Genomic DNA, 24,630 nt, shown 5'->3' with positions numbered 1-24,630 from the left:
TGAAACTTTGGCTATAGAGGTAATGCAGATTAAAGTCAATCTGCGATGTAGAAAATCAAATTAAGAAGGTCTCGTTGAGAATTATAATATCTGTAGATAATAAAGGCGGCCTATAGGTTTTAAAAGAAATGACTTTTTCTTCTAGCCCCTCGAACAGATTAATATAAGTATTAAAAAAAGTATTTAAGAAAACTAAAGTCTCAATCTCTAAAATTGTATTGGACTTCTTAAAGGTGTCATCTCCTTCTTTTACAATGGTCTGATTATCGCAACAATCCTTCTCTTGTATGGAAGTACATTGCTTGGAATTATTATCTTTTTTTTGTACAATCTCCATACAGGATTCTGCCTTACTAAAAAAAGCCATATCCACCAATTTATTACAGCAAAAGTGCATATCCACCGTGAAAGAAGAAGTAGAAAACAGTATAAAAACTGCTAAAAAAAAAGATAGTATTTTGGTAAAAAAAGATTTCACAGTATTAATAAATTTTGTCTAACATTAAATGTTTTCGTAAATTAAATGCTGCTGTTTAACAAGCTTGTTATCAAATTTTTATGAATTAACAGCAAAATTAATTAATGCGAAGATAATTTTAAAGGTTCAACAGAAATATGATTTTTGTCATTAATGCAGATTAACTCAAAATTTAAGTTGTAAGAGCACATATATGGTTCGTGGTAAACTTGGTATGATCCCTGGGCCCGGATAGCCCGTCGCACGGCGTGTAAAATAACTTTCGTTCAAAACATTGTTGACCCCCGCTTCCAGTTTAAACCGATTATAGGTATAGGAAAAAGAAAGATCCATAATATTATAGGCAGGTATTTCACCTACAATACCACTCTGGCTTTGAAAATCCCTGGGCGAATTGGTGGCATCGGTAAACTGTTGGCCCAAATAAGTATATTGCAAACTACCCAAAAAGTCTTTATACCCAAAATTTAATCCTGTTTTTAGGTTAATACCGGGAATGAACTCCACTTTTTTGCCCTTCACATTGTTTTCTTGGGAAGAGGTGTATTTTGAATCTGTAAGGGCCAGGTTGACAAAAGTACCGAGTTTGATATCGTTTTTTTCTGTGGACAGGGTTTCCCATATATTCCAGTCCACAAAACTTTCAATGCCATAGGTAATGGCATCCCCTATGTTCCCTCTAAACCGCTCCTGTTGGATATCACTTACTTCCCGTAATATCACACCCAAACGATCTTTGTAATTTAAAAAAAATGCTCCCACATCATAGGAAAGGTATTTCTTTATTCGCCCGCGAGCCCCTATATCAAAAGTATATCCTTGCTCATCTTTGATGTTGGGATCTACGGTCAATGACGGATTGGTAATTCTAATATCATTAAAAGTAACCGAGCGGTAATTCTGGCTTATATTCCCATATAGTTCAACCGTTTTATGGGGTTTATAACTTAGCCCAACACCCAATAAAATAAAAGAACGTTCAAGATCACGGTTATCCGCCACATCTTCGTTTAAGATGGGGTTACCTGCAATATCAAAGTTGATCCGTTTAAATTCGCCCCTACTTCTAGTCTTTATATATTCAAACCGTAGCCCAGGAGTTACCGAAATTTTTTCGGAGAACTTAAAGACATTTTCGGAAAACAGGGCAAGGTTCAAGTTCGGAAACCTAAAATCGCTTTGCCTTGGGTAGTTGGGGTAGGTCTGTTCTTCAAAATTAAAATTGGCGTTGCTGCCGTTGCTGCCGGGCCCCTGCCGCTCTGTATTATTGGATTGATAGTACTTTCCACCAAAAAGCACCGTATTCTCTTTTCCGAAGAAATTATACCGCGTCAACAAACGGGCCTCTGCCCCCCAATTGTTAAAATTACCTACTATCAATTCCCTTGGAGCCTCCACATCATCCTCCTGTGAAACCCTGTTTTCGCGAAAACCAACCGATTTCCTATAGGCGTCCAAGGCAAAGAGGTTGAGGCTAAAATCGGTTTTATTGCTCAAAGCGTGTTCCAATCGCATAGCATATAATTTCCAATCCACATTAAACCAGTTTCGGGTTCGGTTGCTAAACGTGGGGTCTTCCTCAAACTGTTCATCGGTAAGACCGCCCGGTTGCTGTGCCAAATAGTTTAAATAGCTTACCTCAAAGGAAATTTTGGTCCTTTCTGTAGGCGAATAATCCAAATGTACGTAGCCATTGAAGGATTCAAACTGGGAGTTGGGACGAAAACTATTTCCTTTTTTATAGTTGAAAAAAGTATAATAACCTACCTTGCCCAAGGTCCCGCCTAAACTGTTAAAACTGGTGAACAAGTTGTAAGAACCCAAGGATTGCCGGGATATCCACTCTATTTTCTTGTTGGGATCGGGTTGTTTCAGTTTAAAATTGATAAGGCCTCCAAATTGTGTCCCATACTGCAAAGATGCCGCACCGCGTACCACTTCGATCTCTGAAATGGATTCAGCCGGCGGTGTATAGTAACTTTCGGGATATCCCAGTACATCTGCAGAGATGTCATAACCATTTTGTCTTGTATTGAAGTTTGCACTGCGGTTGGGATTGAGGCCACGCCCACCAATATTCAATTGCAGTCCCGCATCGTTGTTTTCGTAGATATTGAGCCCGACCACTTGGGAGTATATCTGCCTGGCATTACCGCCGGCAAGGTTAGCGGTAAGGTTGCTTACCAATACCACTTCGCTCTTCTTGCCCGCATAAATGGCAGTTCCCTCAACGTCCCTTAATCGTTTTAGGGCGAAAAGGCGTTCTTTTCTTTGGGTGACCACTACTTCAGAAAGTTCTATGCCCAAAGATTCAAGTTCTAAGTTCAGTGACGTATCATCGGAAATGCTAACCTCGTGATCCAGTATAGCATACTCGTAGGCAAATACGGTAAAATTATAGGTCCCTTTTGGAATGTCCTGAAATTTGAAATCCCCAAAATCATTCGTGATGGTTGATTTTCTTAGAGTAGTGAGAAACACTTCGGCATTTGGGACAGGTTCGTTGGAAGCTGCAGAAACTACTTTTCCCTGAACCACATATTGTGCAAACATTGCAGAACTTGTGAAGGCAAAAAATAGGGTTGCGATTATATGTTCTTTTTTTAAATACATTTTTTTGTTTAAAAACCTTTGATTTCATCCTTAAATTCCAATATCCAGTCCTTAGGCCCAAACGACTCTTCTTGCTCCAGTAAATTTACTTTTGGGTCAATATAAGGTTGGCTAAGCCTGCCATTCAGTGCTACATAGCTCTCTACATAGACCGCTACATTTTTATGGCCTTGTGCTGTAAAATGTTTTCCGAGGAACTGGGCGTACTGAAGGATAAAGTCGGGTTGGGTGCTCATCTGTTTTTCCTGAAATGTTGACAGAAAATCGGTATTGTCAACAAGGAAAGCTGTTCCCTTTTTTTTATCCACAATCTTAAATTGTGCATATCCAGCTTTTTCCATTAGCATTACCCGCCAAGAAAAACGGTATCCCTCCTCGGTCCAAAAAAGCTCGTTTTTGTAGAGCAGATAACGCCAAGGAAAAAGTAACTGAAAGGCAATAAACAAACCCACGATAAGCATTGGGGCCATGGTTTTATTGCGATAGGTTTTATTGCGTATCCCTGCATCTGCCTTTTCCTTTTTAATCCTAAAAATAGTCGAAAGCGTTTTCAATATTTTATGGTGGACTCCCGCATCGAAAAAAACGAGTGCGCTCACTATCATCACATAAGGGAACATACCTATGGGAAAGAGGATGCGGGTCATCAAATGAAAAATTACCACCAGACCGAAAGCTGCCCAACGGGTGGGTCTATAAAACAACAAAAACGGTATCGCCAGATCATAGGCGGCACCGCCCCAGCTAAAGGCATAGTGAAGCCATTGTTGCTGCATTAAATTTCCCAACAATGGCAGGTCATATTGGGCCGGCAACCATATCTTAAGCGGCATTGCCCCAACGAGCCAGTCGCTGTTCAGTTTTGCCAGACCGGCGTAGAAATAGACTAGTGCAATCAATAATTTTATGGCATCAACGGTCCATTTGGGAATCTGTTTATAGGCCTTATCCTTATTCCTTTGTGCATCCATTGAATAATAGGCATTTGCGGGAAGGAAGATCATTAAAAAACTAAGACAACTAATAAAATAGTAATGGTTAAGATAGGTCGTCTTATCCATCAACTCGATGTAGGTAAAGCTTAAAAAGAAAAGGATGATCGCCATTCTGTATCGATACCCCAACGCAATGCAGATTGCGGAGATACCGCAGATAAAGAACAATAAATAGGTGTAAACACCCAAAGGCCGTACCCATTCAAACCCATAATATGAAAAAAAGAATTTGGGTTGAATATAAAGTTTATCGATCCAGCCATAGCTCCAAAAACGGACGATGCCAAAAAACATCATCAGTCCAAAAAAAATACGAAAGACCGCCAACGGGGCAGCCTCTGTAGTTATATTTCGGTATGCATTTAAACGTGAGGCCATTGACTAATCGCCATCGGCATCTACATAATCCACATTTATGCTCAGTGCCTGCAACATATCCACTTTTAAGAGGATAACGTTGCGTTGTAGCTCATCATAAGTACTTAGCATTTTGGTATTGTCAGTTTCAATCTGTAGAGCAAAATTATTGTTCAGTTCATTTGCCTGGGTTTCTGCAGCATTGAACTGCGCATTGATAAGGCCACCTAGATCCTCCCCATTTTTAATACTGTTCAAAAAATCAAGATAGGTCTTGAAGCTTTCCCCGGTAGTATTGTTGTTAAAGTATTTTCCGTTGAAAAAATCCTGGCTTGCCTTAACTGCTGTTAGCATCAATTGTTTGGAAAAATCTTTTTTATAGCGCGCCTCTACATTTTCGGGTAATGGTTGTTGGGAGAAAACACCTGCGGGTATCCCTACTTTACCCGCCCGCAACGATTTTTCAAAATAGAATATATAGTCGTTCGTTAGTTTGTCAACAGATCCAGTAGCCGAAGAACTAGTATTTGCAACAAAAACATCCCTAAAGTTGGCATTCCAATCATCGAGTACTGTTGTGGTCAATTGCAGGATAGTTTCCGTAAGGGTGCCGAGATAATTTTTATATCCCAGGGCATTGCCGTTGGTAGTATAGAAACTTACAATTTCGGTATCTGTTGCTCCAAGACCGTTGATCAGATAATCTATAGCAGGGAAACCCTGTACATCCATTGTAGATGGCAAGGCCAGATCGTAAGAACCGGTGGCTACAAAATCTTCAATTTTTTGGGTGTTTGATGGATAAATATTCAGTCGGTTTCTGTACCGTAACTCTTCGGCCTTGCCTATTTCGAACATAGAGACCTTTTGAAAGGAAATGTAGGCCGCTGTCCACGAGGCGCGCAAACTCTGTAGGCTTGCCTCTGTAGGCTCATTTGAATAGACCGTTGCGGCATTGTTCAGGTTTTCGGCCTCTGTTTTAAAAGAAGTATATGCAGGGACAATGATATTATCTGCCCAATTTAAAAGCATTGCGCCACGATCAAAATTATTGTTAGCCGGTGGCAAGTTTTCGTTCCCATTATCTTTTGAACACGCTACAATCAGCAGTCCGATACTAATAAAACTCCAAAGTTTCCAGTGTTTCATAACTATTTTTTTTAAATCAACCGATTTTTCCATCGGCGGTAAATCGGTTGATGTGGCTAATTCAATTTTTATTTAATTTGCGCTGGCAGCTTGCTCGACCGTGAAGTCAAATTTAGCGGCAATAGCTTCAGTAATACTGTCCAGTGTTGAAGGTTCAAGGTCCCAAAAACCATTGAGTCCATCCGCCAAGAGAGCAGATGTAAAACCATCAACTTCGCTTGTGCTAAAGAAGGAAGTATCTGTACTCTGGTTTCTAGTAAAACGCAAGCTAAAAACAAACCCATAACCCTCAGAAAGGTTTTGGAATGCGGCGCCAAAATCACCGTTTGCAAGCAAATTTTTTCCTTGTTGTAAATAGTATACCGCACGTATGGCAATTACCTCGGATATTTTTTGACGTATAATGGCAGCCTGGGTATCCCGTACTGTATAATCTTTTGCCACTATCGCGGCACGACCCAATTTGAATGCATCAAAAATATCGGCAGCAATGGTAGAAAAATCCGGGTCTGCGTTTACTGTGCCCAAATAATCATTCAAAAAACTATCATCGCCCCCAATGGTTACATTCGGGTTGGCTGCATCAACGGATGTTCCGTAGAGGTATCCATAGGCCTCGTCCCAATTATGTTCCATCGTGGTAAAGGTCTCTCCATCCTCTGTAATCCCATTGTCGTTGTCCGCAACTTTATTATCAGCATCAAGAACAGCTATGCTGAGATAGTTGTTAAGCATCTGATCTGCCATCAGCGCCCCAATAAGGCTTTTTGCAAACATTTGGTTGTACACAAGTCCTTTAGCGTTAACATACCGGGTTTTTGTCCCATCGGCAAGTTGACCGGCACTGCCAGCGACTGCTAGGACATCCTTGTTAGGGAATACCTCATTGACCTGACCGGAAATATAGCTATCGAATAGGTTTCTTATAGCTGCCGCTTCTGTGGTGTTTGCGCTAAAATAATCTTGGGACGCAGCCGTTTTACTGCGTACGTTTTTATCTGACGCATTTAAGGCAGCGTCTGAAAAATCTAGGTCCCCTTCCTGATGTGCATACATTGCCTGCAAGGATATCACAGTCGTGTTTTCGAAATCTGTAAAGGAATTAAGGATTTCTTCAGCCATTAAAATTCGGGTGGTCTGGCCACTAAAATCCACTGTGGATTGTCCATCTCTTTCGAAGGTGTAGTTTGAAGGCACCTCAATGTTTGAGGTTTCAGTAATCGGCTCATCATCAGAAGAACACGAAGCAAAAATAAGGCTTCCTATAATTGCGGTAAAAAACATTTTTTTCATCATTAAATTTATTTAGACTTAATATAAGTAAGTGATTATTTCAGCGACAAAAATAGAAATGAAATTTAAAAAAACAAACTTATTTAGAACAATTCTTAATAATAAATTTAAAACAGGTTTGTATTCGGCATTTTTCTAGAAATTAGATAATCTTTCATATAGATTTAGGAGAATATGTTGCATATGAAATCAAAATTATTTGTTAAATAAAGAAAATTTACTTGAAATTTTGTATTTTTGTAAAATTAATGAAGAAAATCTTTTTTAAAATATCAACATTCTCTATGGCACTGTTAGTGTTGTTGTCAACCGTATCATTTACGGTAGATAGTCATTATTGTGGAGATATTTTTGTGGACTCTTCATTATTTGGTCACGCTCAAACTTGCGGTATGGATGTTCAACAGCAATCGCAGTCATCAGAGTGTGATATTTCTAAAAAAGATTGCTGTAGTGATGAACAAGTGATTGTTGAAGGGCAAGATACTTTAAAAACATCGTTCGACAAATTAGATAAAGACCAACAACTATTTGTTGCTGCTTTTATCCATACCTATATACACTTATTTTTCGAATCTCAAGAAGATTTAAATTCATACAGAGATTATACGCCTCCTCCCTTGGTCAGGGATATTCAAGTTTTAGACCAGACTTTCCTTATTTGATTTTTAAGTAATTAGAACTGTAGTCCTGCATTAATTTGTTTTGGACATTTCTGCTTGTTTGTCACTTTTAAACAAGATTTATAATTACTTAATAATCATTTCTATGCTGAATAAAAGCATCAAATTTCTAATAGAAAATAAATTAGTAGCTGTTTTACTATTAGCTTTGTTCGTCGGTTGGGGCGTTGTAAACGCACCTTTTAATTGGGAGACCGGTATTTTGCCTACTGACCCTGTAGCTGTGGATGCCATTCCCGATATTGGTGAAAACCAACAAATTGTTTTTACCAAATGGCAAGGGCGCTCGCCACAGGATATTGAAGACCAAATTACGTATCCACTTACAACTTCGCTTCTAGGTATTCCAGGCGTGAAAACTATTCGTAGTTCCTCTATGTTTGGGTTTTCCAGTATCTATATCATTTTTGAAGAAGATGTGGAGTTTTACTGGTCACGTAGTCGCATTCTCGAAAAACTCAATTCGCTTCCTTCCAACTTGCTGCCAGATGGCGTTAACCCAGCTTTGGGCCCTGATGCCACAGGTTTAGGACAAATATTCTGGTACACCCTAGAAGGTCGTGACAAGGATGGTAATGTAACCGGTGGTTGGGATTTACAGGAACTGCGTAGTATACAGGATTATTATGTGAAATACGGATTGTCATCGGCAAGTGGTGTTTCCGAAGTAGCGTCTATCGGCGGTTATGTTCAGGAATATCAAGTAGATGTGGACCCGGAGAAAATGCGCCAATACAATATTGGATTAAGTGCCATTGTCAAAGCCGTTAAGCAGAGCAACCAAGATATTGGTGCACAAACATTGGAAATCAATCAGGCCGAATATCTGGTTCGTGGTTTGGGCTATGTAAAATCCGTTGCAGATATTGAAAATGCCGTGGTCACTTCAGAGAATTTTACGTCTATCCGAATAAAAGACATCGCAACTGTTCATTTGGGACCGCAAACTCGTCGTGGTATTTTAGATAAAGAAGGTGCCGAAGTTGTTGGTGGTGTTGTGGTAGCGCGATATGGCGCCAACCCTATGGAAGTTATCAATAATGTAAAAGAGCAAATCGCTGAACTGTCATCTGGGCTTCCAACAAAAGTTCTGGCAGATGGCCGCACCTCACAAGTGACCATTGTCCCCTTTTACGACCGTACCCAGCTTATTCAAGAGACCCTACACACGCTTAATGAAGCACTCACGCTTGAAATCTTAATAACCATTCTGGTCATTATCGTAATGGTGTTCAACCTACGCGCATCCATCTTAATTTCAGGTTTGTTACCCGTTGCAGTATTAATGGTTTTCATTGCAATGAAACTTTTTGATGTAGATGCAAATATTGTAGCATTGTCAGGGATTGCCATTGCTATAGGTACAATGGTGGATGTGGGCGTTATACTGGCCGAAAATATGATTCGGCATTTGGAAGATGAAAAATTACGCTTTCGCGAAAGCGGAATCGAGTACACCACAAATGAAATCATCTACAATGCAACTGCTGAAGTTTCTGGTGCAATTTTAACGGCAGTATTAACAACCATTATCAGTTTTATTCCTGTATTCACTATGATAGGTGCTGAAGGAAAGTTGTTTCGTCCACTCGCATTTACAAAGACAATGGCGCTCACGGCGTCTTTGGTTATCGCCCTTTTCTTGATACCACCATTTGCCGCATTCCTTTTCAAAAAGAGTACTATTAGGGAGCACGCTAAATATATTATTAATGCTGTTCTCATCGTCCTTGGTATCACAGCCATCTTCTATGGTTATTGGTTGGGTATTATATTAATTGCCTATGGAATCGTTGCAATTTTGAGTGTACGCGATATTATCACGGCAAAAAGAGCCAATCTAATACATATCGTTATTTCTTGTATTGCTATTGTTTTCCTTCTAGCCGAATACTGGCGACCACTAGGTTTTGACCGCGGTATTATAATGAACTTGATTTTTGTTGCGATTATCTGTTTCGGATTACTGGGGGCGTTTTCAATTTTCCAAAAATATTACGACACTATATTACGTTGGGCACTTCAAAACCGATTACTGTTTTTAATAATTCCGACCACAGTGTTGATTTTAGGGGCCATAATAATGCGCAACACGGGTAAAGAATTTATGCCATCGCTCAACGAAGGCTCATTCCTGTTAATGCCAACATCCTTGCCACACGCAGGTGTTGAAGAAAACAAGCGTGTGTTACAGCAGCTTGATATGGCCGTAGCCAGTATTCCTGAAATCGAAACGGTAGTAGGTAAATCGGGTAGAACAGAATCTGCTCTTGACCCTGCGCCGCTCTCGATGTATGAAAATGTGATTCAGTATAAGTCTGAATATATGCGAAACAAGAATGGCGAGAGACAACGCTACCGCGTAAACGATGATGGTTTATTTGTTCTGAAAAATGATAAATTCATTATTAATCCAAATAATGAAATCGATGATGACGCTAATTATGAGGCCTCGCAACTAAAAACAAATGCAACCCATAACGATTTAATTGAAGACGGCAGCGGTGAATATTACCGAAACTGGCGGCCAGAAATCGACAGCCCAGACGATATCTGGAATGAGATTGTGAAAGTGACCAAATTTCCAGGGGTGACTTCTGCACCAAAACTACAACCTATCGAGACAAGGCTCGTAATGCTTCAAACAGGTATGCGTGCGCCTATGGGTATAAAAGTTAAAGGGCCAGACTTGAAAACAATAGAAGCTTTTGGTCTACAGCTCGAAGACATTTTAAAACAAGCTGAAGGTGTAAAAGAACAAGCTGTCTTTGCAGACCGTATTGTGGGCAAGCCCTATTTACTAATTGATATAAAACGAGACCAATTGGCACGCTATGGAATTTCCATAATGGATGTTCAGGAAGTACTTCAGGTAGCTGTGGGCGGTATGCCGCTTACTCAAACGGTAGAAGGTCGTGAGCGGTATGGAGTAAGAGTGCGCTATCCGCGTGAGTTGCGTGCAAACCCAGAAGATTTAAAAGATATTTATGTTCCGGTTGAGAAAGGAAGTCCGGTTCCACTGAGCGAATTGGTAGACATACGTTATGAACAAGGTCCACAGGTCATAAAAAGTGAGGACACCTTCTTGATAGGGTATGTACTGTTTGATAAACTCGATGGTTTTGCCGAAGTTGATGTGGTCGAAAATGCCCAAGCGCTCATTCAACAAAAAATAGACAATGGTGATTTGATTGTGCCACAAGGTATTAATTACCGTTTTACGGGTACGTATGAAAATCAGCTGCGCGCAGAAAAAACACTTTCCGTAGTTGTGCCTTTGGCATTGCTTATTATTTTCTTGATTCTGTATTTCCAGTTCCGTTCTGTTTCCACCTCGTTGATGGTATTTACAGGAATCGCAGTTGCCTTTGCAGGTGGCTTTATAATGATTTGGCTTTACGGTCAGGATTGGTTCTTCAATTTCAGCTTTTTTGGTGAGAATATGCGGGATTTGTTCAATATGAAAACCATCAATCTAAGTGTTGCTGTCTGGGTTGGCTTTATTGCGCTTTTTGGTATCGCAACAGATGATGGTGTAGTTATGGCTACCTACCTCACACAAACTTTTGACAGAGAGAATCCCAATGATAAAAAAGGAATCCGACTTGCCACATTAGAAGCTGCTGGAAAGCGAATTCGTCCGTGTTTGATGACTACTGTTACCACCGTGCTTGCACTCTTACCTGTACTTACTTCTACGGGAAAAGGAAGCGATATTATGATACCTATGGCAATCCCCATTTTCGGTGGGATGATTATAGATATTACATCCTACTTTTTAGTACCAGTATTATATAGCTGGAAAAAAGAGTACCAACTTAAACGAGCAAACAAATGAAAAATATAAAAATTATTACCTGTCTTTTGTTTGTTTCCGCTTTCGCGAAAGCGCAACAACTACAATCATACATTGAAGAGGCACAATCTAACAACCCCGAGATTCAAGCCTTTGAACTGCGCTATAACATCGCCGAAGAAAAAGTGAACGAAGCAAACTGGCTGCCTAATACTGAAGTGAGTGCTGGGTACTTTGTCAGTGAGCCCGAGACCCGTGTTGGGGCGCAGAGAGCACGTATTGGCTTTAAGCAAATGTTGCCTTGGTTCGGGACCATAACGGCAAGAGAAAATTATGCAGCCTCAATGGCTGAAGCTGAATATGTGGAAATCATAATTGCCAAAAGAAAACTGGCACTTTCTGTAGCTCAATCCTATTATCGTTTGTATGAAATACAAGCAAAGCAAAGGGTGCTCGATAAGAACATTAAATTATTAGAAACCTATGAGCGTCTTGCCCTTACATCGGTTGAAGTAGGCAAGGCATCTTCTGTTGACGTTTTGAGATTACAGATTCGTCAAAATGAATTGCAACAGCAAAAAGAGGTGCTCGAAGAGGAATTTGGGTCAGAACAAATCACCTTCAATAAGCTACTCAATCGTGATGGAACTATGATGGTTGATGTGGTCACATTAATGGAAATTCCAAGTGAAAACGCCGTATCTGGTAGAGATGCACTATCACTTAATCCTGAACTGCTTAAATATGATAAACTCTACGAATCTATAGCACAATCTGAATTGCTCAACCAGCGTGAGGCATTACCTATGTTTGGTTTTGGGGTTGATTATCTACCAGTGAGCGAGCGAGCGGATATGAATCCAATAGACAATGGAAAGGATATACTAATGCCTATGGTTTCAGTTTCCATTCCCATTTTTAATAATCGGTATAAATCTATTTCAAGGCAAAATGACTTGCGCCAACAAGAAATCGAGACTCAAAAAGCACAACGATTGAATGTTTTGGAATCCGCTTTCGCAAAAGCAATATCGCAACGCAACCAAGCACGAATAGCATATAATACACAAGAGAACAATCTGAAACAAGCAGAAGATGCTGAAGAAATTCTCATTAAAAACTATGAAACGGGCACCATTGATTTTAATGATGTGCTGGATATCCAAGAGTTACAGCTCAAATTTCAGTTAAATCAAGTGGAATCGATACAGAAGTATTACACACAATCTGCAATTGTTAATTACCTAATCAACTAACCGGATGGAAAAGAAATTATTTATAAAAAATATGGTGTGTAATCGCTGTATTAAAACAATCCAGAGTGATGTTGAAACATTAGGGATTCACTTAAAGCATATTGAATTGGGTTCTATTATTTACGAAGAGAAATCTATAGATGATTTTGAAAATATAAAAAATGTTTTAGAAAACAATGGTTTCGAAATTTTACTGGCGCAAGACCAGCAATTAGTAGAGCAAGTTAAAATTGAACTTATTAAATTATTACAAAAATTACCACTTCAATTAAATAAAACGCTGTCCAAGCATTTGGAAAGTAAATTAAACCTTGAGTACTCAAAAATCAGTAAAATATTTTCTGTTACGGAGCATATTACCATAGAAAAATACTTTATAAAACTCAAGATAGAAAGAGTGAAAGAGCTGATTCAATTACAAGAGGGTAATTTTACGGAGATAAGTCAGCTGCTTGATTACAGTAATGTAAATCATTTAAGTAGGCTGTTTAAAAGTGAAACTGGTATGAGTCTGACTAATTATAAGAATAATCAAAAAAGTATTAGAAACCCTTTAGATCAAATAAGGTAGATAACAACCATAATTATGACACAAACTTCTCATAATCAATATTAATTTTAAAAAAAGTAATCTTATGAAAAAAATAAGCTATGCATTTATTCTTTTGTTACTGTGTACCTATACAGCATCTGCACAGTCCGTGGAAGGTAATGTCGATAATCTACCCGTTCACGAATACACGTTGACCCTAAAGGAAGAAATGGTTAATAAAGCCGGTAAAGAAGTAAAAGGGATGACCGTCAACGGAGGTATTCCAGGGCCAACGCTCGAATTTACCGAAGGGGAGTACGCAGTAATCTATGTAAAAAATGAAATGAGCGTGGAGACATCCATCCATTGGCACGGCTTGTTGTTGCCCAATTTTTATGATGGGGTACCCTACCTTTCTACACCGCCCATAGAACCCGGTAAAACACTAAAATATGAATTCGCAATAAAGCAAAACGGCACCTATTGGTACCATTCCCATACAATGTTGCAGGAACAGAGCGGTGTTTACGGCTCAATTGTAATACAGCCCAAAGAAAAAACCTTGGAGTATGATAAAGAGCAGGTTTTGGTACTATCTGACTGGACCAACGAAAAACCGCGGGATGTACTTCGGTTTTTAAAGCGAGGTACAGAATGGTACAATATAAGAAAAGGAACAGCTACGCCGCTTAACCAAGTAATTGCAAGGGGCGCATTTGGGGCGCAATTAAATTTTTGGAGACAGCGTATGGAAAGTGCAGATGTGGCAGATGTGTATTACCCAGCGTTCTTAATTAATGGAGAAGAAAAAGTGGAGTACCCCGAGTTTAAACCTGGCGAAAAAGTGCGCCTTCGCATTATAGACGGCTCTGCTTCTACTTCGTTCTGGATGGCCTTTGGCGGCCCTGACCCTTTGCTTGTCTCGGCAGACGGTAAAGATGTAGTACCGGTTAAGCATAACAAGACATTTATAGGGGTCGCTGAAACCTATGATTTTATCGTAACCATACCGGAGAACGGCAAACTGGAATATAAAATTATGGCCCAAGACGGCTCTGGTACCGCAACGGCATACCTAGGCCAAGGACCTATTGTTGCTGCACCCGATGTATCCAAACCTGATAAAATAGGGATGATGCAACAAATGGCCAAAATGAAAATGAAAATGGGTGCACCCGCTTTAAAGTTCCGACCAGGCAAAGATGAGCGTTACGAGATGAAAGAAAAATGGGGAATGCAGATGGAAGGAATGAAAGATATGGATATGGGTACAATGAATATGGACAAGTCCAATATGAAGGGTATGGAAATGAAGAAGCATAAAATGGACGAAATGCAAATGGATATGAAAAAGGATTCAATGCAGATGGACCATTCCAAAATGGCAGGGATGGACACAAAAATGGATACCAAAATGAAAAAGGCCTCTCAAATGGATGATATGAAAATGGACGAAGCAGATGGAATGCAGGGAATGAATATGTTTTCAGAGTATAACTATGACTACTTGAAATCGCCGGAGAAGACCAATTATGACCCAGATGTTCCTGTAACGGATATCCTATTAAACCTTACCGGGAATATGCAGCGCTATATCTGGAGTTTGAATGGGGTTCCTCTATCTGAAGCAGATAAAATAAAAATCAAGGGAGACGAAGTAACTAGGATTACCTTCAATAACCTGACTATGATGCACCACCCAATGCACCTACACGGTCATTTTTTTAGGGTCATTAACGAAAATGGGGAATACTCACCCTTAAAACACACAGTCAATGTTCCACCAATGAAACAAGTTACCATTGAATTTTATGGTGATGAATATGGCGATTGGTTTTTCCATTGTCATATTCTATACCATATGATGGGAGGTATGGCGCGTATTGTAAGTTATGATACCCCTAGGGATCCAAGGTTGAAGGAATATCCCGTATCTAAACTTATTGACGAGACCGACCAGTTCTATTCCTACGGAATGATAGATGCCGCATCACATATGACCACTTTGAACCTTATATCTTCAAATATCCGAAACCAATTCAGTTTGAGGGGCGAATATGGTTGGAACAGGAATATGGAGGTTGAAGCTGCCTACGATAGATACCTCTATGATTATCTAACCGTTTTTGGCGGTGTAAATGTCGAGAACGAAATGGAGGATAGCCTTGAAGAAATAACAACAACAGCTATAGCAGGGATACGATACCTTACGCCCTACTTATTTACGTTGGATGTGAGGATGGATAGTAAGCTACGCCCGCAGATTAGCTTAAGCCGTGCTATTACCATTTTCCCTAGAACTATTGTTTTTGGGATGTACGAGTACCAAGCAGATTTTGGGTGGGTAGATGACCTGCCTCAAGGAGATAATTTCAAAAAAGAGATTACTTGGAGTACGGGTGTTGAATATCTTTTATCCAAAAATTTCTCATTGATGGGAAGTTATGATAACCGTTTTGGTGCAGGTGGAGGATTATCACTAAGATTTTAATGACTAAAAAATAAAACGATGGACTACAATTGGGATTTCTTAACCATTTTCGGTGTTATTATTCTAGGTGTTTTCATCTATGCAGGAGGAAAGAAAATAAAGCGGACTAAAAGTTCAAAGGCTATGGATGTCCTTGATGAAAGGTACGCTAAAGGAGAGATAACCAAAGAGGAGTATGAAGAAATTAAGCAGGCTATAGGCTCAAAGAAATAAAAAAAAGAAGCAATCCAAAAATCTGTTAGACATAGCACTATGTAAAAAAAAATTAAGCTGTGTAAACAGGTATAACAATAAATTAAAATCAAATATTAACTATTAAAATCGAAATTAAAATGAAAAAATTAAAAATGACCGTCGGTATTTTAGTAATGACCTTAACCCTTACGGCTATATCCTGTAAGGACGGAAAAAAAGATGAACCAGCTGCACCTATGAGCAATGAGATGTACCAAGAGTCTATGGATGACAAAGATGATATGGCAATGAGTGACAACCAAGACGCAAAAGCAGAAGCAATCCTGAAAGATTATTTCAACTTGAAAGATGCACTTGTAGGCGATGACAATGATAAGGCAAAAGAATTGGGAGCAACGCTTGCAAGTACTTTTGGAAATTTTGATGCATCCAGCTATTCAGATAGTGAGCAACAGGAACTCAAGGATATTATGGAAGATGCCACAGAACACGCAGAACATATTTCAGAAAGTGATATAGCACACCAGCGAGAACATTTTAAAATCATAAGTAAGGATGTAACAGATATGGTTGCTATAACCGGTACAGAAAACACCTTGTATCAACTATTCTGCCCAATGTATGATGGAGGTAGTAATTGGTTAAGTATGAGCAAGGACGTTAAGAATCCTTATTATGGAAGTAAAATGTTGACCTGTGGTGAAATGCAAAAGGAAATCAATTAAATGAAAATTTTAAAAATCATAGCAATAATAGCACTGGTAGGGTTTGTGGGGATTCAATTTATTCCCACGGAACGCAATCAAAGTTATACGGTTCCCGAAACTGATTTTATGTTGGTACATAATGTTCCTGAAACTATTCAGAAAAAATTACAGGTATCCTGCTATGATTGTCACAGTAACAATACGCAATATCCTTGGTATAATAAGATTCAACCCGCTGCTTGGTTTTTGGAAGACCACATTAAAGAAGGCAAGGCCGAACTTAATTTTAACGAATGGGATTCGCTTTCAAGCCGAAGAAAATCAAGTAAACTTCGATCAATTATCAAACAGATAGAAAGCGGAGAAATGCCTTTGGATTCTTACACTTTGATACATAAAGATGCTAAGTTTTCTGAAGCGGAGGCAGAAGAATTAATCAATTTTATCACACAATTAAAAGATAGTTTATAAACAATAATTTAAAAATAATAAAAATGAAAAATTTAAAAATGAGTATAGCAGTAATGCTATTGTTAGCAGTTTCTTTTACCAACGCCCAGGAAAAAGAAAAAATGAACCACAAGCACGGTGAAATGGAAATGGATCATAGTAAAATGAAAATGGACAAAATGAATCCAGCGGCAGAAACGGTTCTTGCCGATTATTTTATGTTGAAAGATGCTTTGGTAGGCGATGACACCAAGAAAGCGGCACAATCAGGTTCTAAATTGGTAGCCTCTCTTAAAAAATTCGATAAGAGTAGTTACTCAAAAGAACAACAAAAAGAGCTGGCCGATATCATAGAAGATGCTACCGAGCACGCAGAACATATTTCTGAAAGTGCGATAGACCACCAACGCGAGCACTTTAAAACGTTAAGTAAGGATATTACTGATATGGTAGCTATTACGGGTACAAAAAGCACGTTATATGAACAATTTTGCCCAATGTACGATAAAGGAAGTGCTTGGTTAAGTACAAGTAATGAAGTAAAAAACCCCTACTATGGCAGCAAAATGCTTAAATGTGGGAAAGTTCAAAAGACAATTCAGTAAAGTTGTAATCCTTTTGACCAAAATCAAGAGAATTAAGCAACCAACAATAATCAAAGATGAGGACTAAAATAATCAAACTCTTTTTGCGACTTGCAATATCAATCGGATTTTTATCGGCAGTAGCTGATAGATTTGGATTGTGGAACAAAGATGTTTCTGTGTGGGGGAATTGGGATAATTTTCTTAACTACACACAACAGATAAATCCTTGGATTCCGGACTCATTAATTTCAACAATCGGAATTATTGCAACCGCAGCTGAAATTATTTTTGCATTCTTCTTGATAATTGGATTTAAAACAGAATTGTTCGCAAAATGGAGTGGATTTTTACTGCTACTATTTGCGCTTTCAATGACATTTTCCACTGGAATAAAAGGAGCATTAGACTTTTCAGTCTTTACAGCTTCTGCTGGAGCTTTTGCGTTAAGCCTAATGAAAGAAAAGTATATGGAATTGGACAGCCTAATTGCAAAAGGAAATAATTGAGTGTAAATAAACAAAGTAAGAAACCGATAATATGGTAGTAGGAAGTTTAAATATGGCAAAATACAAAAGACTATTCAATAGGTAATCCCTTCCCTAAGCATCTTTTGTTGCTCTGGTTTATTAGTTAACAGAAGTAAATAAGATGTCTGGGATATCTTGGGTAGTCATTAAGTCCTGTCGTGGGAAGGAAAACAATGTTGATGGTTAGTGTTAATTCCTTCCCAGGTCAGGCAAAAATTTAAGTCCTAATAAGAGAGAGGGCACATACTTTTGGTTGGTTAGTGAAGCCCTTTCTCTTAATTAGGCACAAATAAAATAGTATGAAATGAGCCATACAAAAAAGTTGATAACAAGCGAAATGTTGATTGGCCAATTACATCTGATAATTAAAAATAAATAAATATCAACAGATGAAAGATTGTTGTAAAACCGGTAGCGAAACCAAACAAAAGAGAAGTGGCTTCAAAAAATGGTTCAATTATACCATTTATGCCATTATAGCCATTATTGTGATAGGTGTATTGATCTTGCAATTAACAGGTGATTAATTTAAAACTATATAAAATGAAATCTAAAAAAATAATTTTCACCGTATTGATGTTAGCCTTGTTTGGAGGTTTTTCGACGGTATTTGCTGATAGTAATTTTATTGTTTCTGAAACTAAAACCGACATCAAGGATGAGAAATCACTTTCTATTTTTGAAACAAGCAGTCCAATTTCTGTCTCACAAGACCATACTGAAGCCGGTTTGGACGATTTCCCTAATCTGCATCCATTAGTTGTACACTTCCCGATTGTACTGCTTTTATTGGCAGTTTTGTTACAGCTCATCCAGCTGTTCGTTTTAAATCGCACACTGGATTGGGTCATTTTACTAACAGTAGGATTCGGATTTATCGGAGCTTACGTAGCAGGTACACTGGTGCACCCACATACCGAAGGACTTACAGAAACCGCAAAAAAGGTCTTGGAACTGCACGACAAATATGCAGATTGGACTTTATGGGCAAGTGCTTTGGCAGCCCTATTAAAAATAGTAAGCCTCTTCTGGTACAAATTAAAGCGAGGTTTTGAAATTGGGGTATTTGTAGTTATGGCTTTTGCAGGATATTCAGTAGCACAGGCAGGACACTATGGTTCACAGCTCGTGCATATTGAAGGAGTTGGCCCACAGGGGAAATATCTTGGTAACGAAAACGAAGAAGGTCACGGAGAAAGTGATGAACATTCACATTAATACTGAAAAATGAGAAAAGGATTTATTATAACCGCTATATTTTTAGTTGCTGCATATATCGTTATGGTATTTTGGCATCCCCATTTGTGGTGGATTGGATTGATTATCCTTCCTTTACTCGTTCTCGGTCTTGTGGACTATTTTCAAGAATCAAATAATATTAGGAGAACCTACCCTTTGCTTGGTAGAATCACAAATCTTCTTGAGGAGCAACGCCACGTTATTCAGGAAACATTATTGCTCAACCGTACCGAAGGGCAACCCTTTACTTTAATTCAAAAGGAAATTGTCTATAAAAGAGCTGCCGATGCGCTTATAAATCAACCTTTTGGAACACAGATTCCGTATGACAAAGTGGGGCGCGAGTGGTTTACCCATTCCACATATCCTGCAAAACAAATCAATGACGACTTTAGAGTTCTTATAGGAAGTTCCCACTGCTTAAAACCTTACTCTGCCAGCATTCTCAACCTTGCGGGAATGAGTTTTGGTTCCATAAGCAAAAATGCTACCCTTGCTTTTAACGGTGGTGCGAAAATAGCAGGTTTTGCTCAAAACACCGGCGAAGGTGGCTTTACACCCTATCATCAAGAATACGGTGCAGATATTATCTTTCAGTTTGGAACAGGCTATTTTGGATGTCGTGATGCAGAAGGAAATTTTGACGCCAAAAAATTCGCCGATATCGCAACCAACGATGTAGTGAAAATGATTGAAATAAAAATATCGCAAGGTGCCAAACCTGGCTTTGGGGCAATTTTGCCGGCAAAGAAGAACACAAAGGAAATTGCCAAATTCAGGGATGTGGAGCAGGGAACGGAAATTCATTCCCCAGCCTTTCATTCGGCATTCGACAATGACGTTGAAATGCTACGCTTCATTAGAAAATTGAGAAAACTCTCTAAAGGAAAACCTGTGGGAATAAAGCTGTGCATTGGTCAACAAGATGAGTTTGAAAGAATGGTTCAAACCTTTGCCGAAAAGCAAAATTGCCCAGACTTTATAGCCATTGACGGTGCCGAAGGTGGCTCTGGTGCTGCCCATATGGAATCCTTACATTGGGCCGGTATGCCAATAATTGAAGCCATCCATTTCGCAAACGGCATTCTTAAAAAGTATGGGTTGCGAGATGAAATTAAAGTAATGGCAGCTGGTAAAATTATATCCGCTTTTGATATCTATAGAATGATGGCGCTCGGCGCAGATGCCTGTTATAGCGCAAGAGGGATGATGTTTGCCTTGGGCTGTGTGCAATCGCTAAAATGCAATTTGGATACCTGCCCTACGGGAATTACCACAATGGTGCCTTCCCGAGTTGCATCCATTGTTGTAAAAGATAAAAAAACCAAAGTTGCCAACTATCATAAAAATACCATCGAAGGTTTTAAGGAACTGCTAAAATCAATGGGTATTGAAAATAGAAAGGGTATCGACAAAAAGTATATTGTCCGCCGAATCAATGAGAATGAGACCAAGACATATCAAGAGTTATACTCAAATGGATTGAATGGTCGAAAAATAAAAAGTAATGGGTAAAAACTTAATTTATTTGTTAATAATACTGTTGTTTTCAAGCAATGTATCTATAAAGGCCCAAAATTATATAGTAAAGGAAGGAACCGCATCCTTTAAGGCAAAAATGCCACTTAATTCCTATATCGGCAAATCTGATGATTTACAGGGCACCATAGGTTTTAAGGACGGCACGTTGACCTTTTCGGTTCCTGTAAAATCCATAAAGACAGATAATGAAAAACGGGATGGACATATGTATGATCTGGTAAAAGCGGAAAAAAAACCCAATGTTGTTTTTGAAGGAAAATTTATGGACGATTTTAATTTTGAAGAAAAAGCGACACAAACGCTCAACGCAAAGGGAGATTTCACCCTTGCCGGAGTTACTCGGGAAATAACCATTCCTATTGAGTTGAAACTTGTTTCAGAAGATACAATTCAATTAACAGCTTCTTGGTCTTTATTGATTACCGATTATAATTTGGAACGCCCAAGTTTGGTATTTATAAAAGTTAATGACAAGCACGACTTGAGTGTGGATGCAATACTTACGAAGAAATAAAATAGATTGTTGAATTAAATAAATGGATTATGAGAACATTAATAAAATTGGCAGTCTGCCTTTTAATAAGCATTACCGCAGTAAGTTGTTCGGTCACTTCTTCGGCCATCGTTACCGATTATGACCAAGAAGCACAGTTTGGAACCTACAAAACCTTTTACTGGTCCGATGATTTTCAAATGGACAGCGACAAGGAAAACGAACCGTTATTTTTCAACACATTGATAAAGAAACGGTTAAAAGGCGCCATTCAGGAACAAATGGAAAATAAAGGCTACGTCTTGAATAAGAGCAATCCTGATTTATTGGTAGATTCCCGTATCGTTGTACAGACAAGAGATATAAACACAGGTGGTGGCTACCCTTATTTTCCTTCTTATGGTCACGGTTATGGTCATTTCGGGTCTTACGGTTATGGATATTATGGCGGTTACCAATCATCTCAAGAACACAAAGAAGGTGGCGTTGTCATAGAACTTATAGATATGAAACGCCGTCAATTAGTCTGGCAAGGATTTGCGCCAGATGTGCTGCACGCAAATACCACCGACAAGCAAAAGGAAATTAAGGAGGCGGTGGCAAAAATATTTGCAAAATATCAATATGGGAATACTGTAAAAAACTGAGCTTAAAATGATATAAAAAGATATCAAGAAAAAAAGCCCTAATTAGGGAAGGGTCAATGTTGATGGTTGGTTTTAGTCCCCCCTTGTTAGGCACTAGAAATTTTGTGAAAGAAAATCTTATTGTAAATACTGGATTTTCAGGATGTATATTTTTATGGAGTGGCCACTAGAGTTTCATCTATCCTTTCAAGGCATCAATACTTATTTATTGGTGTTGCAATGATATAACTAATATTAATGTATTAAAAAAATCAATAGTGAAAGAAACTATAAATGATATATCAAACGGCAATGGGTTTTATGGACAGCTCTTTAAAAAAGTATTGCTTACCGCAACGGCGGTTATCGCTATATCACTGAGTTATATATTTTGGGCACAAGCAGATGATAATGGCCTATGGCGACCTATTTTAATTGTGGCTTTGGCTCTAATCAAGACCATTTTTATCGTTCGGCTTACGTTCATACAATTGGCTAAAATAATAGGCGAAAGCCATCAGCTTGCGCACGTCCTAACTTTATTTGCGGTGTTGATTGTTTTGATTGTTTTTTCATTCACGACTGATTATCACGCGTTATATATTTTGAATTCTGAAAATTTCAAAGAGAGTACTTCGCTCAATGGTTCATTCTTCTTGCAATTTTTTGAATTTATCTATTTCAGCTTGATAACTTTTTCCTCGGTTGGATATGGCGATATTGTACCAATTTCAATTGCGGGAAAAACGCTGGTAATGATGGAAATTTTCTTGAGCTTTTTGGTACTTGTCTTTGGCATTGCAAATATTAATAGAATACACGTTGATAATAAATAACCTTTAAAAACTAAAATTATGAAAACAATTAAAACAATTGCACTCGTAACAATTCTCATTGCTACTTTCAGCTTATCCAACGCACAGGAAACAAAAGCAAAGACGGATACGGAAGCGGTTATTGCTGTGATGAAAACCTACAAGGATGCCATTCAAAATTTGACAACTGAAGGCACGTTCAATTTATTTGCAGAAGATTCTGAAGTATTTGAATCCGGTGGAGTCGAAGGCACGTATGCACATTACATTGAGCATCATCTTGGACCAGAATTAGGCGAATTTAAAAGTTTTACCTTTTCTGATTATGAAATCGATGCCAAAGTAGATGCGCCCTATGCTTTTACTACTGAAACCTACATTTATACCATAGTGCTTAACCCAAATGAAAAAGGTGAAACACGAACGATTCGCAAAAAAGGCGTGGCAACGTCTATCCTAAAAAAGATGGGTGGCGAATGGAAAATCATCAAAACACATACCTCTTCAAGAAACACGAAATAACAGCAACAATGAGCAATTTTCCTCAAATAATCCATCAATATAAAACCGACTCGGAAAGTGTTTACAATACTTGGTTTGTTGACAATGACCAGAGATTGAAGGCGTTTAGAACCATCCGTAGAGGCGTTTTGCAGGTGATTGAGGACATTAAAAACAAAACCTTCCCAAACGATTTTAAGGAAAGCAGTCTGGAATTTGTGTTGGGCAGCATTGCAGAGCAAAAGCAAGTTTTTGCGGGTGTGGCGCATCCTTTTTATTGGAAGCCGAAACTGCGCATTCCTGATATCTATGAAAATCAGGACAATAAAATAGCTTTTGGTCAATTTTTGGAAAACTGTATTAATGCCAAAACGGAAGAACAGGTCGTAAGGGAAATCGTAAAGTTGGATGCACTCAAAGTAAAAGGCCTCGGCCCAGCGGTAGCAAGTATTTTATATTTTTTGCATCCCACTTGGTTTCCACCATTTAATACGGCCATACTAAATGGGTTTAATTTTCTGTTCAAGGATAAAAAGAAATTGGGAAGTTGGACGGAGTATCTGAAAATCAGGGAAATCTTGATAGAAACCAATACTAAAAACAAAACGGAACTGTCAAACGATTTAGGCGCAATTGCAGGATTGTGTTTCGAGATTGGCACCCAAAAAATGCTCATAGGTAACGACGAATATTTAAGTGAGGCCGAACGGGTCAAATTTGAAAAAAACATCGTAAAACGGCAAAGGGAAATTCAGGAAGAAAAGCAGGAAGAGAAACTTCACGACGAAATGCAATACCATTTATTGAAAATCGGCATTTCACTTGGTTTTGACGTTACACCTGCCAGCAACGATAAAAGTAAATCTTTTGGCGGTCAAAGTTTTTCGTTCATTTCAATGAAAACATTTCCAGCGCTTCCTTGCGATAAGGAAACCCAAACCACCATTAAACTCATTGATGTGCTTTGGTTTGAAAAGGGAACCAATAATATAGTAGCCGCTTTTGAGGTTGAAAAAAGCACCAGTATCTATTCAGGAATTTTAAGACTGTCCGATTTATATTTCAGCATTTCCGATGGCGATGAGGTTTTTTATATCATCATTCCAAACCATCGTGAAAAAGACGTCATACATCAATTGAATCGACCTGTAATCAAAAATTCCAAGATGCATATAAAGTATATTTTGTTTTCTGAATTGAGGATGCATTGCGATGCGATTTGCAAATTTGGTACAGACCTTACAATTATGGAAAAAATAGCAAAATCAGTTTGATTTGAAATTGGCAATTGCGGATTATGGTTAT

General features: G+C 38.6%; 23 protein-coding genes. 18 read left to right on the top strand and 5 right to left on the bottom strand.

Features of this window, described 5'->3' with window-relative positions:
• Positions 1-55 precede the first annotated feature (55 nt).
• The 5 genes from BUB91_RS17335 to BUB91_RS17315 all read right to left on the bottom strand — a co-directional run bounded on the left by BUB91_RS17335 (position 56) and on the right by BUB91_RS17315 (position 6,885).
• The gene (locus tag BUB91_RS17335) at positions 56-478 is read right to left on the bottom strand and encodes an HYC_CC_PP family protein (RefSeq protein ID WP_034886854.1); all 423 of its coding nucleotides are present in this window, start codon (positions 476-478) and stop codon (positions 56-58) included.
• Positions 479-643: 165 nt separating this feature from the next.
• Positions 644-3,091 (bottom strand): TonB-dependent receptor, encoded by a 2,448-nt coding sequence (locus BUB91_RS17330; RefSeq protein ID WP_031427473.1) that lies wholly within the window; start codon positions 3,089-3,091, stop codon positions 644-646.
• Between the two features lie 8 nt (positions 3,092-3,099).
• Positions 3,100-4,464, bottom strand: a complete 1,365-nt coding sequence (locus BUB91_RS17325) for an HTTM domain-containing protein (protein WP_031427474.1) — start codon at positions 4,462-4,464, stop codon at positions 3,100-3,102.
• Positions 4,465-4,467: 3 nt separating this feature from the next.
• Positions 4,468-5,592, bottom strand: a complete 1,125-nt coding sequence (locus tag BUB91_RS17320; protein ID WP_031427475.1) for an imelysin family protein — start codon at positions 5,590-5,592, stop codon at positions 4,468-4,470.
• A 72-nt stretch (positions 5,593-5,664) separates the two neighbouring features.
• Positions 5,665-6,885, bottom strand: coding sequence for a DUF4856 domain-containing protein (locus tag BUB91_RS17315; protein WP_031427476.1), 1,221 nt, complete (start codon positions 6,883-6,885; stop codon positions 5,665-5,667).
• Positions 6,886-7,133: 248 nt separating this feature from the next.
• Between BUB91_RS17315 and BUB91_RS17310 the strand changes: the two genes are divergently transcribed.
• The 18 genes from BUB91_RS17310 to BUB91_RS17230 all read left to right on the top strand — a co-directional run bounded on the left by BUB91_RS17310 (position 7,134) and on the right by BUB91_RS17230 (position 24,599).
• Complete coding sequence (locus tag BUB91_RS17310) at positions 7,134-7,550, top strand: HYC_CC_PP family protein (protein ID WP_013073638.1); 417 nt, start codon at positions 7,134-7,136, stop codon at positions 7,548-7,550.
• Positions 7,551-7,653: 103 nt separating this feature from the next.
• Positions 7,654-11,406, top strand: coding sequence for an efflux RND transporter permease subunit (locus BUB91_RS17305; protein WP_013073637.1), 3,753 nt, complete (start codon positions 7,654-7,656; stop codon positions 11,404-11,406).
• Positions 11,403-12,620, top strand: coding sequence for a TolC family protein (locus BUB91_RS17300; protein WP_013073636.1), 1,218 nt, complete (start codon positions 11,403-11,405; stop codon positions 12,618-12,620). Before BUB91_RS17305 ends, BUB91_RS17300 begins: the two co-directional genes overlap by 4 nt.
• 4 nt (positions 12,621-12,624) lie before the next feature.
• On the top strand, positions 12,625-13,191 hold the full coding sequence (locus BUB91_RS17295) for a helix-turn-helix domain-containing protein (protein WP_008610774.1): 567 nt from the start codon (positions 12,625-12,627) through the stop codon (positions 13,189-13,191).
• Between the two features lie 64 nt (positions 13,192-13,255).
• On the top strand, positions 13,256-15,643 hold the full coding sequence (locus tag BUB91_RS17290; protein WP_031427478.1) for a multicopper oxidase domain-containing protein: 2,388 nt from the start codon (positions 13,256-13,258) through the stop codon (positions 15,641-15,643).
• An 18-nt stretch (positions 15,644-15,661) separates the two neighbouring features.
• Positions 15,662-15,856, top strand: a complete 195-nt coding sequence (locus tag BUB91_RS17285; protein WP_013073634.1) for an SHOCT domain-containing protein — start codon at positions 15,662-15,664, stop codon at positions 15,854-15,856.
• Positions 15,857-15,975: 119 nt separating this feature from the next.
• Positions 15,976-16,563 carry a DUF3347 domain-containing protein gene (locus BUB91_RS17280; protein WP_013073633.1) on the top strand — a complete coding sequence of 196 codons (588 nt, stop codon included), beginning with the start codon at positions 15,976-15,978 and terminating at the stop codon, positions 16,561-16,563.
• Complete coding sequence (locus tag BUB91_RS17275) at positions 16,564-17,016, top strand: heme-binding domain-containing protein (protein WP_013073632.1); 453 nt, start codon at positions 16,564-16,566, stop codon at positions 17,014-17,016.
• A gap of 23 nt (positions 17,017-17,039) precedes the next feature.
• Complete coding sequence (locus BUB91_RS17270) at positions 17,040-17,600, top strand: DUF3347 domain-containing protein (protein ID WP_008610779.1); 561 nt, start codon at positions 17,040-17,042, stop codon at positions 17,598-17,600.
• 56 nt (positions 17,601-17,656) lie between these two features.
• On the top strand, positions 17,657-18,088 hold the full coding sequence (locus BUB91_RS17265) for a hypothetical protein (RefSeq protein WP_008610780.1): 432 nt from the start codon (positions 17,657-17,659) through the stop codon (positions 18,086-18,088).
• A gap of 410 nt (positions 18,089-18,498) precedes the next feature.
• Positions 18,499-18,636: a hypothetical protein gene (locus BUB91_RS21080; protein ID WP_008610782.1), complete on the top strand. Its 138-nt coding sequence runs from the start codon at positions 18,499-18,501 to the stop codon at positions 18,634-18,636.
• A 16-nt stretch (positions 18,637-18,652) separates the two neighbouring features.
• The gene (locus BUB91_RS17260) at positions 18,653-19,327 is read left to right on the top strand and encodes a DUF2231 domain-containing protein (protein WP_013073630.1); all 675 of its coding nucleotides are present in this window, start codon (positions 18,653-18,655) and stop codon (positions 19,325-19,327) included.
• 9 nt (positions 19,328-19,336) lie between these two features.
• Complete coding sequence (locus tag BUB91_RS17255; RefSeq protein WP_028376592.1) at positions 19,337-20,863, top strand: FMN-binding glutamate synthase family protein; 1,527 nt, start codon at positions 19,337-19,339, stop codon at positions 20,861-20,863.
• 13 nt (positions 20,864-20,876) lie between these two features.
• Entirely contained in the window at positions 20,877-21,404 is a 528-nt protein-coding gene (locus BUB91_RS17250; protein ID WP_241077759.1) for a YceI family protein, read from the top strand.
• 29 nt (positions 21,405-21,433) lie between these two features.
• Complete coding sequence (locus tag BUB91_RS17245; protein ID WP_013073627.1) at positions 21,434-22,030, top strand: DUF4136 domain-containing protein; 597 nt, start codon at positions 21,434-21,436, stop codon at positions 22,028-22,030.
• A 257-nt stretch (positions 22,031-22,287) separates the two neighbouring features.
• Positions 22,288-22,845 carry a potassium channel family protein gene (locus tag BUB91_RS17240; RefSeq protein ID WP_013073626.1) on the top strand — a complete coding sequence of 186 codons (558 nt, stop codon included), beginning with the start codon at positions 22,288-22,290 and terminating at the stop codon, positions 22,843-22,845.
• 18 nt (positions 22,846-22,863) lie between these two features.
• A complete protein-coding gene (locus BUB91_RS17235; RefSeq protein WP_013073625.1) occupies positions 22,864-23,346 on the top strand; it encodes a YybH family protein in 483 nt (160 codons plus the stop codon).
• Positions 23,347-23,480: 134 nt separating this feature from the next.
• A complete protein-coding gene (locus tag BUB91_RS17230) occupies positions 23,481-24,599 on the top strand; it encodes a hypothetical protein (RefSeq protein ID WP_241652663.1) in 1,119 nt (372 codons plus the stop codon).
• The last annotated feature ends 31 nt before the right edge of the window (positions 24,600-24,630 follow it).

Origin of the sequence: Leeuwenhoekiella marinoflava DSM 3653 (assembly GCF_900129005.1) — a bacterium.
GTDB classification, from domain to species: domain Bacteria; phylum Bacteroidota; class Bacteroidia; order Flavobacteriales; family Flavobacteriaceae; genus Leeuwenhoekiella; species Leeuwenhoekiella marinoflava.
This window is presented reverse-complemented; position numbering and strand designations above follow the sequence as displayed.

Bases quoted from the DNA above. Each gene is read 5' to 3' on its own strand.
- BUB91_RS17330 (WP_031427473.1), bottom strand. From the start codon at position 3,091: ATGTATTTAAAAAAAGAACATATAATCGCAACCCTATTTTTTGCCTTC.
- BUB91_RS17325 (WP_031427474.1), bottom strand. From the start codon at position 4,464: ATGGCCTCACGTTTAAATGCATACCGAAATATAACTACAGAGGCTGCC.
- BUB91_RS17320 (WP_031427475.1), bottom strand. From the start codon at position 5,592: ATGAAACACTGGAAACTTTGGAGTTTTATTAGTATCGGACTGCTGATT.
- BUB91_RS17315 (WP_031427476.1), bottom strand. From the start codon at position 6,885: ATGAAAAAAATGTTTTTTACCGCAATTATAGGAAGCCTTATTTTTGCT.
- BUB91_RS17310 (WP_013073638.1), top strand. From the start codon at position 7,134: ATGAAGAAAATCTTTTTTAAAATATCAACATTCTCTATGGCACTGTTA.
- BUB91_RS17305 (WP_013073637.1), top strand. From the start codon at position 7,654: ATGCTGAATAAAAGCATCAAATTTCTAATAGAAAATAAATTAGTAGCT.
- BUB91_RS17300 (WP_013073636.1), top strand. From the start codon at position 11,403: ATGAAAAATATAAAAATTATTACCTGTCTTTTGTTTGTTTCCGCTTTC.
- BUB91_RS17295 (WP_008610774.1), top strand. From the start codon at position 12,625: ATGGAAAAGAAATTATTTATAAAAAATATGGTGTGTAATCGCTGTATT.
- BUB91_RS17290 (WP_031427478.1), top strand. From the start codon at position 13,256: ATGAAAAAAATAAGCTATGCATTTATTCTTTTGTTACTGTGTACCTAT.
- BUB91_RS17285 (WP_013073634.1), top strand. From the start codon at position 15,662: ATGGACTACAATTGGGATTTCTTAACCATTTTCGGTGTTATTATTCTA.
- BUB91_RS17280 (WP_013073633.1), top strand. From the start codon at position 15,976: ATGAAAAAATTAAAAATGACCGTCGGTATTTTAGTAATGACCTTAACC.
- BUB91_RS17275 (WP_013073632.1), top strand. From the start codon at position 16,564: ATGAAAATTTTAAAAATCATAGCAATAATAGCACTGGTAGGGTTTGTG.
- BUB91_RS17270 (WP_008610779.1), top strand. From the start codon at position 17,040: ATGAAAAATTTAAAAATGAGTATAGCAGTAATGCTATTGTTAGCAGTT.
- BUB91_RS17265 (WP_008610780.1), top strand. From the start codon at position 17,657: ATGAGGACTAAAATAATCAAACTCTTTTTGCGACTTGCAATATCAATC.
- BUB91_RS21080 (WP_008610782.1), top strand. From the start codon at position 18,499: ATGAAAGATTGTTGTAAAACCGGTAGCGAAACCAAACAAAAGAGAAGT.
- BUB91_RS17260 (WP_013073630.1), top strand. From the start codon at position 18,653: ATGAAATCTAAAAAAATAATTTTCACCGTATTGATGTTAGCCTTGTTT.
- BUB91_RS17255 (WP_028376592.1), top strand. From the start codon at position 19,337: ATGAGAAAAGGATTTATTATAACCGCTATATTTTTAGTTGCTGCATAT.
- BUB91_RS17245 (WP_013073627.1), top strand. From the start codon at position 21,434: ATGAGAACATTAATAAAATTGGCAGTCTGCCTTTTAATAAGCATTACC.
- BUB91_RS17235 (WP_013073625.1), top strand. From the start codon at position 22,864: ATGAAAACAATTAAAACAATTGCACTCGTAACAATTCTCATTGCTACT.